This window comes from Actinomyces massiliensis 4401292 (assembly GCF_000269805.1).
Taxonomy (GTDB): domain Bacteria; phylum Actinomycetota; class Actinomycetes; order Actinomycetales; family Actinomycetaceae; genus Actinomyces; species Actinomyces massiliensis.
Genome location: NZ_JH711482.1, coordinates 373,676 through 385,191, shown reverse-complemented (window position 1 = coordinate 385,191; position 11,516 = coordinate 373,676). Strand labels below are relative to the sequence as shown.

8 protein-coding genes are annotated in these 11,516 nt (G+C 65.3%); 5 read left to right on the top strand and 3 right to left on the bottom strand.

Annotated elements, in window-relative coordinates:
- Nucleotides 1-116: 116 nt before the first annotated feature.
- A complete protein-coding gene (locus tag W5W_RS0110105; RefSeq protein ID WP_008731665.1) occupies nt 117-1,505 on the top strand; it encodes an NAD-dependent succinate-semialdehyde dehydrogenase in 1,389 nt (462 codons plus the stop codon).
- A gap of 123 nt (nt 1,506-1,628) precedes the next feature.
- Nucleotides 1,629-1,883, top strand: coding sequence for a DUF2185 domain-containing protein (locus W5W_RS14910; protein ID WP_008731722.1), 255 nt, complete (start codon nt 1,629-1,631; stop codon nt 1,881-1,883).
- A 564-nt stretch (nt 1,884-2,447) separates the two neighbouring features.
- On the opposite strand, the gene W5W_RS0110095 is transcribed toward W5W_RS14910, so the two are convergent.
- Nucleotides 2,448-2,732, bottom strand: a complete 285-nt coding sequence (locus W5W_RS0110095; protein WP_008731671.1) for a YciI family protein — start codon at nt 2,730-2,732, stop codon at nt 2,448-2,450.
- Between the two features lie 117 nt (nt 2,733-2,849).
- On the opposite strand from W5W_RS0110095, the gene uvrA reads away from it, so the two are divergent.
- Nucleotides 2,850-5,696 carry an excinuclease ABC subunit UvrA gene (gene uvrA, locus W5W_RS0110090; RefSeq protein ID WP_008731712.1) on the top strand — a complete coding sequence of 949 codons (2,847 nt, stop codon included), beginning with the start codon at nt 2,850-2,852 and terminating at the stop codon, nt 5,694-5,696.
- Nucleotides 5,697-5,742: 46 nt separating this feature from the next.
- Here uvrA and pdxR read toward each other — a convergent pair whose 3' ends face one another.
- Nucleotides 5,743-7,053, bottom strand: coding sequence for a MocR-like pyridoxine biosynthesis transcription factor PdxR (pdxR, locus tag W5W_RS0110085; RefSeq protein WP_017195308.1), 1,311 nt, complete (start codon nt 7,051-7,053; stop codon nt 5,743-5,745).
- Nucleotides 7,054-7,182: 129 nt separating this feature from the next.
- Here pdxR and pdxS point away from each other — a divergent pair, with 129 nt between their 5' ends.
- On the top strand, nt 7,183-8,148 hold the full coding sequence (pdxS, locus tag W5W_RS0110075; protein ID WP_029574245.1) for a pyridoxal 5'-phosphate synthase lyase subunit PdxS: 966 nt from the start codon (nt 7,183-7,185) through the stop codon (nt 8,146-8,148).
- Entirely contained in the window at nt 8,145-8,696 is a 552-nt protein-coding gene (pdxT, locus tag W5W_RS0110070) for a pyridoxal 5'-phosphate synthase glutaminase subunit PdxT (protein ID WP_017195306.1), read from the top strand. Before pdxS ends, pdxT begins: the two co-directional genes overlap by 4 nt.
- Nucleotides 8,697-8,774: 78 nt before the next feature.
- Here the strand turns inward: pdxT and W5W_RS0110065 are convergent, their stop codons facing one another.
- On the bottom strand, nt 8,775-11,447 hold the full coding sequence (locus tag W5W_RS0110065) for a DUF2339 domain-containing protein (RefSeq protein ID WP_017195305.1): 2,673 nt from the start codon (nt 11,445-11,447) through the stop codon (nt 8,775-8,777).
- Nucleotides 11,448-11,516 lie beyond the last annotated feature (69 nt).

Genomic DNA, 11,516 nt, shown 5'->3' with positions numbered 1-11,516 from the left:
CCGATCCTCAGGACCACAGAAGTCGAGTTGAGGACGTCATTTTCCGGACAGAGGCGGGATCAGCGGCATAGGTTGGGGGAGGACCCCACCTCATAGATCCTCGAAGGAGAAGATCCATGGCCTATCAGACTACGAACCCGTATACCGGAGAGGTCGTCAAGACCTTCGCGACTGCGACCGAGGCCGAGGTCGATGCCGCTATCGCCAAAGCCGACTCCGCGTTCCGCACCTGGAGGAAGGAGCCCGTGCCCGAGCGTCTCAAGATCCTCGCCAAGGCCGCGGATCTGCTGGAGGCCTCAAGCCGCGAGTACGCCGAAACACTCACCCTCGAGATGGGCAAGCTCATCGGGGAGGCCGAAGCCGAGGTGGCCCTGTGCGTCGATATTCTGCGCTACTACGTGCGCAATGCGGCCGAGCAGCTGACGCCCCGGTTCTTGTCCGCGACGGGATACGGCGATACCGACGTCCAACTCATCGCCGAGCCCCAGGGCGTCCTGTACGCCGTCGAGCCCTGGAACTTCCCCTTCTATCAGGTGGTTCGCATCGGAGCTCCCCAGCTGGCGGCCGGTAACACCCTGATCCTGAAGCATGCCTCCAACGTGCCGCAGTCGGCCCTGCTGATGGAGCGGCTCTTCGCCCAGGCCAGTGGCACTGAGGGCCTGATCGTCAACGTCTTCGCCTCCTATGAGGCCTCGGAGCGGATTCTCGGCGACGCCCGCGTCCGGGGAGCGGCGTTCACCGGCTCCGAGGGCGCTGGAGCAGCGGTCGCGACGGTCGCCGCGAAGAACCTCAAGAAGTCCACTCTGGAGCTGGGCGGAGCGGACGCATTCATCGTCCTGGAGGACGCCGACGTGGACAAGGCCGTGTCGTGGGCGGTTTTCGGCCGTCACTGGAACTGCGGCCAGGTCTGCTGCTCGTCCAAGCGGATCATTGTTGTTGCGCCTCTCTACGAGGAATTCGTCGAGAAGTATCGCACTGAGGTCGCGAAGCTCGTCGCCGGCGATCCGATGGATCCCGGCACCACTCTCGCGCCGCTGTCCTCGCAGTCGGCGGTCGATGAGCTGACCGGTCTTGTCCAATCGGCCCGCGAGGCGGGGGTCACCGTCGAGGAAGTGGGCGCAGTTCCCGGTCGGGGCGCCTTCTTCCCGCCGACGATCATGACGGATATCCCGGTTGGCTCCTCGACGGCCAACACGGAATTCTTCGGCCCAGTCTCTTCGATCTTCCGGGCTGAGGACGAGGATGACGCCATTCGCATCGCCAACTCCTCTCCCTTCGGCCTGGGCGGCTCGGTCTTCTCGACCGATATCCACCGTGCGCAGTCCGTGGCGCGCCGGTTGGACACCGGCATGGTGTACATCAATCAGCCCACCGGCGTGGCCGCAGACATCCCCTTCGGCGGCGTGAAGCGATCCGGGTACGGTCGTGAGCTCATCGACCTCGGACTCAAGGAGTTCGTCAACGAGAAAGTCATCGCCGTGACGGACATCGACGGTCAGTTCTGACCATAGCCGCGCGCGTCTCGGGCCATCCATGGGATCATGGGTGGCCCGAGATTCGAGATTCGGGTGCAATAAGAGAAATTCTCAAGGCGTTTAACAGAGAAAGCGGAGAAAGGCGTAGGTTCCATGGAGCACATTGAATTCATCCCCAAGGCCGGGGCCTGCCTGGCCACTCGCAATGTCATCGAGCAGAAGGGGCTGGTGCGTTGGATGGTGCGGGGCGAGTCGCAGGTTCCTGCGGACAACGGCTGGCAGATCATGAGTCACATCGACACCTCGGACTACCTCAACGACTCTTCGAATTGGCAGATCGTGGACTTCAATGACCTATGCGCCATTGAACCCGCCCTTATCGGCATCTGGGATATGCCTCGGGTCTGATCTGCAAATAGTCCGTGACGAACAGGGCATTCATATTTTCGACACGCCGACCGGCCGCGAGATCCCCATGGAGAACTCCTACGTACCCCCGGCCATGCGCTCCGAGTGACTCTGAGGCTTACTCATGGGCCTCTACGTGGGCCTCTAGGCGTCGTTCTCGAGGGGAAGCGATTGGCGGGGCTTGTTGGGCCGGGTGTGTCCAAAACGGAGGGGATTAAAGCCTCGATGACGTGGGTGTCTCCAGGAAACCGTGCGATGACCTGGTGTTTTCGGTGTGATTTCGGTGTGCTTCAGTGTCGCGCTGCATGGTGCCCGGGCTGATCTCCTCCGTTTTGGACACCTGGCGCGCTCAATGCGCCGTGTCGACGCCAGAGCCGGGCTGTCTCCGGAGCACCGGGCTGGGGCGGGACACTCGAAGGTGCGTGAGCATCGTCATGGACGAGGGCTTGCACCGCCAACGCGGCTTCGGGGCGGATCACGAGGGTCGGGGCCTCGTCATCGGGGATAGAGCCGCGTTGAGGGACGCAGGCACCGTTCTCGAGCGCGATTGGCCCTGGCGCCCGCTCAGGCCAGGAGGCCGATCACAGGGTTCCATTCGCGGGGGACGCGCTCGGCGATGAAGCCCGCCTTGTGGAACGGGTCATCCTCAAGCAGGCTCAGCGCGCCCGCCTCATCATCGGCGCGCACCACGATGAGCGCGTCGTGCGTGCCCACATAGGGGCCCGCAGCGAGTAGCAGGCCTCTGTCAGCCAGAGCGCCGTTGAAGGCGCGGTGCGAGGGACGGAGCTCGGCCATCTCCTCATCACGATCGGTGACGTAGTGATACTCGACGGCATAGATCTTGCTCATGCGTCGAGCCTAGCGACCTCAACCGGATCATGGGCGCCCGACAAGTGGGCAATCCCTCGCCACCGCGCATCGAACAGATGTTTGATGCGACCTTCGTCGCTCCTAGACTCGAGCCTCGTGAACGACTCTCTCATCATCCGTGGCGCCCGCGAGCATAATCTCAAAGGGGTCAGTCTCGACCTCCCGCGCAATCAGATGATTGTCTTCACCGGCCTGTCCGGCTCCGGGAAGTCATCGCTGGCCTTCGACACGATCTTCGCCGAGGGGCAGCGCCGCTACGTCGAATCCCTGTCCTCCTACGCCCGTCAATTCCTCGGCCAGATGGACAAGCCCGACGTCGATTTCATCGAGGGCCTGTCTCCGGCGGTCTCCATCGACCAGAAGTCCACCTCCCGAAATCCCCGCTCAACAGTGGGGACCGTCACCGAGGTCTACGACTACCTGCGTCTGCTCTATTCCCGTGCCGGGGTTCAGCACTGTCCGACGTGCGATGCCGTCGTCGCCTCCCAGACACCCCAGCAGATCGTCGACCAGGTCCGCTCCATGGACGAGGGCACCCGCTTCCAGGTCCTGGCACCGGTGGTGCGGGGACGCAAGGGCGAGTACTCCGAGCTGCTCACTGAACTCCAGGGCCGCGGTTTCTCCCGCGTGCGCGTAGACGGCGAAACCCATCGTCTGGGTGAAGTCCCCGAGCTCAACAAGAAGCTCAAGCACGACATCGAGGTGGTCGTCGACCGTCTCGTGGTGCGTGAGGGCATGCGTCAGCGTTTGACCGACTCAGTCGAGACCGCCCTGAAGCTGGCCGACGGGCTGGTCCTCATCGACCTGGTCGACCTCGACGCGGGCGATCCGGCGCGGATGCGGCGCTTCTCCGAGAAGCGCGCCTGCCCCAATGAGCACCCCCTGCAACTCGACGAGATGGAGCCCCGCACCTTCTCCTTCAACGCCCCCTACGGCGCCTGCCCCGTGTGCACGGGAATCGGCTCCCGGCTGGAGGTCGATCCCGAGCTCGTCGTCCCCGACGAGGAGCTCACCCTCGCCGAGGGCGCCATCGCCCCGTGGACCGGCCACCAGAAGTACTTCACCCGCCAGCTCAAGGCCCTGGGCGAGGAGCTGTCCTTCGACGTCAACACTCCCTGGCGGGCGCTGCCCCAACGCGCCAAGGACGCGATCCTGCGCGGCAAGGACTACGAGGTTCAGGTCAGGTACCGCAACCGATGGGGACGCGAGCGCATCTACTCCACCGGATTCGAGGGCGTGCTCGACTACGTCATGCGCAAGCACGACGAAACCGAATCCGAATGGTCCAAAGAGCGCTATCAGGGATACATGCGCGAGGTGCCCTGCCCGGCCTGCCACGGTGCCAGACTCAAGCCCGAGGTACTGGCCGTACGCGTGGGGGACCGCTCGATCGCGCAATTGTGCGATCTGCCCGTCGGCGAGGCGCGCGAGACTCTGCGAGATCTGAAACTGACCGGCCAGGCGGCGAAGATCGCCGGCAGCGTGCTGGCGGAGATCAACGCCCGCCTCGGGTTCCTAGTGGACGTCGGCCTTGACTACCTCAGTCTGTCCCGAGGGGCCGCCACGCTGTCGGGAGGAGAGGCGCAGCGCATCCGTCTGGCCACTCAGATCGGCTCCGGTCTTGTCGGTGTGCTCTACGTTCTGGACGAGCCGAGTATCGGACTGCACCAGCGCGACAACGCCCGCCTCATCGAGACCTTGGAGCGTCTGCGCGACCTGGGCAACACCCTTATCGTCGTCGAGCATGATGAGGACACCATCCGCTCCGCCGACTGGATTGTGGACATCGGTCCGGGCGCGGGGGAGCGGGGCGGGGAGATCGTCTACTCCGGAGCGGTGGAGGGCCTGTCCGACGCCTCCGGCTCGGTCACCGGCGACTACCTGGCCGGGCGCCGTGTCATCGAGATTCCAGCCACCCGCCGCAAGCCGTCCAAGGGCCGCGAACTGACCGTCGTCGGAGCGCGTGAGAACAACCTCAAGGACATCACCGCCACCTTCCCGCTCGGAGTGTTCACCGCGGTCACCGGAGTCTCCGGCTCGGGAAAATCCTCTCTGGTCAATGCGATCCTCTACCAGGTCCTGGCCAATCGGCTCAATGGCGCCCGTGGCGTACCGGGGCGCCATAAAACCGTGCGCGGCTTGGACAATCTCGACAAAGTCGTCCACGTCGACCAATCGCCGATCGGACGTACACCGCGTTCCAACCCCGCGACCTACACAGGCGTGTGGGACCACATTCGCAAGATCTTCGCCGCGGTACCCGAGTCCAAGGTTCGTGGATACACTCCCGGGCGCTTCTCCTTCAATGTCAAGGGCGGACGCTGCGAAGCCTGCAAGGGCGACGGCACGCTCAAAATCGAGATGAACTTCCTGCCCGACGTCTACGTCCCCTGCGAGATCTGCAACGGCGCGCGCTACAACCGGGAGACCCTCGAGATCCGCTACAAGGACAAGACGGTCGCGGATGTCCTGGACATGACGATCCGCCAGGCCGCCGACTTCTTCGCCGCCACCCCGATCATCGCCCGTCACCTCAACACGCTGGTGGAGGTCGGTCTGGGCTATGTGCGCCTCGGCCAGGCCGCCACCACCCTGTCGGGCGGGGAGGCACAACGCGTCAAGCTCGCCACCGAGCTCCAGCGACGGTCCACCGGAAGGACCATCTATGTACTCGACGAGCCGACAACCGGCCTGCACTTCGAAGACATCCGCAAGCTGCTCGGGGTACTCCAGGGACTGGTCGCCAAGGGAAATTCCGTGATCGTCATCGAGCACAACCTTGATGTCATCGCCAACGCCGACTGGGTCATCGACATGGGGCCGGAAGGCGGCAGAGGAGGCGGCACGGTGGTCGCCACGGGCACGCCCGAGAAGATCGCTCAGACCGAGGAGTCCTATACCGGTCGCTTCCTGGCCCCCATGTTGAAGCGCGCCCACGCCTGAGGGGCGGGTGGAAGCTTGCCGGGCTCTCGGCTGTTCTCAGCCATATTCAGCTCTCGTCGACAGTGCTCCGCAGGACGGCGAGTCTCTCCCGCAGGCGCTCCAACGACCCGGTTCCCAGGCCCAAGACGATTCCAGAGGCGTGCGGACGACGGGCCGACCAGTAGCCGGCCATGCCCTCCACCGCCAAGCCTCGTGCGCGGCAACGGGCGACGACTGACTGCTCGTCGCTGCCCGCGCGCAGGGGCACAATGGCGTGGAGTCCGCCCTCCATGGGAACCCCTTCAGGGAAGAGCCTGACGAAGGCCTCGCGTCTCGATCGGTACTCCCTGCGCATGCGCGCTGTGTGTCGGCGCAGCCCGCCGGCCTCCATGTAGTGGGCCATGGCATCCTGCACGACCCCGGAGACCGGCAGACACAGGCCGGCGACTCGTTCGCGCAGCGATGGCGGCACAATGAGGTACCCCAAGGACAGTGCAGGCGTCAGGGTCTTGGCGAAAGAACCGAGCATGGCGACCCGGCCCTCGGTGTCCAGTGCCCGCAGAGGCGGATGAGTCGAGCGCAGCTCAGAGTCGTAGTCGTCCTCGATGAGGAGCGCACCGGTGCGGCGGGCCGCTTCCAGCAGCGCGAAACGTCGCGCGGCCGGCATCTGGGTTCCGGTGGGGAACTGATGGTTGGGCGTCACTAGAAGGATGTCGGCTGTTTCCCCACTGGTACTGGCACTCATACCGGCGGCATCGGTGCCGACCGGCTGGAGTGTCCACCCCATGACGCGGGGCACATGGCGCAGGGAGGGATATCCGGGATCCTCCACGGCCAGGCGACCGGTGCGATCCTGGGCGGCCAGGACGAGTCTCAGTCCGTCACGGGCGCCGGAAGTGACGACGACATCGTGGAGATCAACGCGTATGGATCGGGTCAGCCGTACATGCTCGGCAATGAGAGTGCGCAGACGCTCCGACCCCGTAGACGGGTGCGCCGTGGGGTGGGCGGCCGCCATGCGCCATGCGCTGCGCCACGATGCGGTTGTCAACGGCCCCGTAGCCGGAGCACCCGGTCTCAGATCGCCCTGCACGGGGATGCCGCCGGGGCTGGGACGACGGCGTACGGATGGCGGAGTGGGCACCTGAAGCGAAGGGTCCACTCGGGTGCCGCCAGGGCCGGCCACAAGGAAACCCTCGCCGGCGAGCTGTTCATAGGCGCTGACGACGCTGCCGCGCGATACCCCGAGCTCACGCGCCAGAATGCGCGTGGAGGGCAGAGGGTCTCCCGGTGCGAGACGGGAATCTGTGATGCGGCTGCGCAGGTCCTCAACGATCTGAGTGGGAATGGATCGGTTCCGGTCGATCTGCACGTCCATCGCCCCTGCCAATAGCCGAGTACCCGTTACTAATCGAACATACGTCCGTACTCCTGCGTCAGGTGGTCCATAAGAATGGGCAGGAAGTGGACTTCAGGGTAGTCCACTTCCAGGGGCAGCATCGTGCTCATGACCGATAGTGTTAAGACCGCTGAGAGCCCTGAGGCCCCTGAGAGCGCTGAGAGCTCTGAGAGCTCTGAATCCCCGCAGGCCCCGTCCACCGGAACCCCACTCGTTAAACGCGGACTGGCCGACATGCTCAAGGGCGGCGTCATCATGGATGTCGTGACGCCCGAGCAGGCCCGCATCGCAGAGGACGCCGGCGCCGTCGCCGTCATGGCGCTTGAACGCGTGCCCGCTGATATCCGGGCGCAGGGCGGAGTCGCCCGTATGAGCGATCCCGATCTCATCTCTGAGATCATTGAGGCGGTGTCCATCCCGGTCATGGCCAAGGCCCGTATTGGGCACTTCGTCGAGGCTCAGGTCCTTCAGGAGCTGAAGGTCGATTTCATCGACGAATCCGAGGTGCTTTCGCCGGCCGACTACGCCCACCACATCAATAAGCACCGCTTCACCGTCCCGTTCGTATGCGGAGCCACCAACCTCGGCGAAGCGCTGCGACGGATCAGCGAGGGCGCGGCCATGATCCGCTCCAAGGGCGAGGCCGGCACCGGCGACGTCTCCGAGGCCACCCGCCACATCCGCACGATCACCAAGGAAATCGCAGCCTTGAGGAACTTGAGCGCGGACGAGCTCTATGTCGCGGCCAAGGAGCTCGCCGCCCCCTACGAGCTGGTGAGCGAAGTCGCCGAGGCCGGTGCGCTGCCCGTCGTCCTGTTCACGGCCGGCGGCGTTGCCACACCCGCCGATGCGGCCATGATGATGCAGCTGGGCGCCGACGGCGTTTTCGTGGGTTCGGGCATCTTCAAGTCAGGGAACCCGGCCCGTCGGGCCGCCGCGATCGTGCGTGCGACGGCCTGGTACGACGATCCCGCCGCCGTTCTGGAGGCCTCGCGCAGTCTGGGCGAGGCGATGGTCGGCATCAATGTGGCGGATTTGCCCGCACCTCACCGCTTGGCGGAGCGCGGCTGGTGAGGATCGGTATCCTCGGGCTTCAGGGAGGAGTCGTCGAGCACGCTGGCCTTGTGAAGGATCTGGGCCACGACCCCGTCCTCATACGCCGCCCCGAGCACATGCGCGGTCTGGACGCCCTCATACTGCCAGGCGGTGAATCGACCACCCTGCTGAAGCTGCTGAATCTGACCGGGCTGCGCGAGTCTTTGACCGAAGCCGCGTCGGGTCTGCCCACGCTGGGGACCTGCGCGGGACTCATCGTCCTGGCCGCCCTCGGGGTACTCGATGTCGATGTTGAACGCAATGCCTTCGGGCCCCAGGTCGATTCTGCGAGCGCCCGTGTGGAGTGGAAGGGCATCGGGCTGACGGCGGCCTTCATCCGGGCTCCGGCAGTGACGCGTACAGGGGCGGGAGTGAGCGTGTGTTCGACCTACGTCGATCCCGCCCAGCTCGGGGGACTGCCACGCGTCGTTGGAGTGGAGCAGGGTTCCATCATGGCCGTCTCTTACCATCCCGAGTTGACGGGAGACGCGACTTTGCACCGGCTTCTGCTCGCCCGAGCCCGCTAGCGTCGTCTAGCGTCGTCAGTGCAGCCCCGGATCGCAGAGCGGTCCGGGGCTGCACTGCCCTGCTGATCCCCAGGGCGTCTACCCTTGCTGCGGCGGTTGGAACCTGCGGTCGTCTGCAGGGTCGCTGCCCTGATACCCGTATGTGTAGCCGCCGGACGACGGCACCGCCTGGGGCGCGGGCCTGCCATAGGAAGAAGGCGCTGCGGAGGGTTCGGACTGCGAAGGTGGTGACGCGTTGGCGTCTTTGTTGTCATCAGCCGCAATTCGGTTGTAGGCCAGTGACAGGCCGAAGCAGATCAGACCGGCGATTCCCAGAGCGATAATGCGAGTCACCGAGTTTTGGCTGCCGATATCCATCACGGCCAATTTGATTACCGATGCGAGCACCAGCACCAGGCCATAGTGCCGCAGTGCCGTGACTCGCAGACTGAAGCCGACCGCGATGCACATCGCCCCGGTGGCCAGCACCATGACGCTCACGAGCGCACCGGTCATCCGCGCGCCCAGGAGAATCCAGATCGACCACCACAGCACAACCGACATGGGAGCGGCAGCGACGATCGTCTCGAGGGGGCGGCACAGCCACGGCCACAGCAGCCATATCGCAGTTGTCATCACGCTGAGCGCGACAATGACGAGCAGGGTCTGCCACAGCATGCTGCTCAGTGGCGTCGCGACGGCGAGTCCGGCCAGGGCGACCAGGAACAGCGATGCGTATCCGCTCCAGATGGCCGGCGGAGGCTCGGTCGTCACAGGTGTCGCCCCTCGGGCACCGGCGCGCTGTCCCACCAGGGCTCCGGTGAACAGCGTTCTGGGCGTGGGAGTGGGCGAGGCCAGTCCCAGACGCGCGAGCACGATGGCGATCACGCCTGCGGCCAGCATGCCGATATGCAGGTGAGGCCATATACGGGAGATAAGAACGGGAGCGAGGACAACGAGGTCGGCGGCGAGGATCCATGAGGCCCAGCTCAGGCTCACGCGCCTTGCGGCGAGCTCCTGGTCGTGGTTCTTCCAGGGAATTCCAGCATCCTCCTGGGGGAGGGGGGCTCGCTCCAACAGTTGTTCGAGTACAACTGCCCCGACTGGAGTCAGCACCAGACCGGCGAGCGCGCAGGCCTGGCTCATCACGTCCGCCTGATGAACCAGACCGAGGAGCACCACGACTCCGAAGCCTGAGACCACCGGTACCGCTGCCGAGTGGAGTAGACGTGCGCAGGGCGCCGCCGCTGCTATGAGGCCAATCACGACCAGCGGGAACATGCGTATCTCGGACCACGACGAGAGAAGACCGACAAGAATGCCGACGGCCAGGTGCACCGGCGCCACTTGCCCGCGCCAGGCATGGGACAACGGCTTCACCAGAAGTACCGCGCCGATCACGCCGATCAGCAGGGGCGCACCCGCCGCGCCGGCGTTGACCAGCACTGCGACACTCTCTCCCCCCGCTCTGGCCCCTACGAGTCGGCACTGAGCGATCAGCACCACGAGACCGACCAGGGACCAGTCGAGTCCTGCCGCCCATCGCCATCCTGATCGATAGAGTCGAGGACCGGCATCCATCACCTGGATTCCTATGAGAACAGCGGGAAGGAAGACGAGGATGACGCACAGTGGCTCGTACGCGGGGGCCAGTGCGCCGACCGGAGTGAAGGCCGCTGTCATAATGGTGGCGGGGACTGCGGTCACTGGGAACCAGGGGGCCAGGCGCATTGAGGTCGAGGAGCGCGCGAGGTAGGCGGTGATGGCCGCCAGGGCGAGGACGTCCAGACATACGAGTGTCCAGGTGAAAGCAACCGTCTCGGGATGCTCAGTCGTGTGCCACGAGGCGAAGCCGATGGTGATCAGCGTGCCCAGACCGGAGACGACTGCCGTGAAGATCTGGCTCGTCGTTCTGGCGGTGACCAGCAGAACAATGGCCCAGGCCGCCATGAGTGCGAAGGCGAGGAGAACCGGCACTCCCGTGTTCAGCAGGACGGAACCGATGATCGCCACGAAGCCGAGCGCCCCACCGGTTCCGGTCAAGGTCGCAGCAGCGACCCGCTGGCGCGTGGCTCGCTTGGACAAAAGCGTTCCCGAGGTGAGCAGCCCGGCGGCGATGAGGCCGAGGAGGCCGATCTTGACCAGGTCGGGGATGCGATCCCAGACCAGTGCGATGAGACTGACAGCCGCCAGGACGACCAGGAGCGCTGCGGCGCCCGACAGCAGATAACGACCAACATTGCCCTCGGAACGGATACGGTTCCAGGCGCCGGAGGTCTCGGAGGCGCCGGAGGCGCCGACTGGGGGATGCGGCTGCTGAGCACTGTCGGGATGCCCATATGCTCCGTACATGCTGTAGGCCCCGGGCGTCGGAGTTCCGGAATGAACGTTCTGGGGCTGAGCCTGAGGCGCGGGGACCGGACGCTGCAGTGCTGGCGGAACGGCGGCCGGTGGGGGAATGGCGGGTGGTCGGCGGACGGCCTCCGGCTGCTCGGAGTTCTTGGCGGCCGCCTGTTGCGCGGGCGCTCGCTCCGTGTGCTCATCGACCGCCATCGCAGTATCCTGCTCGACCGTCTTCGATGATTCGGCCGAATCCGACTCGGGGCGCGATCGGGAATCGGGCACCGTCGCCGGCGCTGGGGACTGGGCGGGCTTGACCACGCGTTGTGCGATCCAGTCGATCTTGCGCTCCATGAGATCGAGTCGACGCAGAATCTCCTGAAGCTCGCCGCCGAACGGAGGGCGGGCGCCGGGATAATAGGGGGCTGACATGCTGGCCTCCAGATGAATGGTTAGAACTCGCTGAGAGTAGATAGAGGGGGCGCCTCGGAGAAAGGGGAA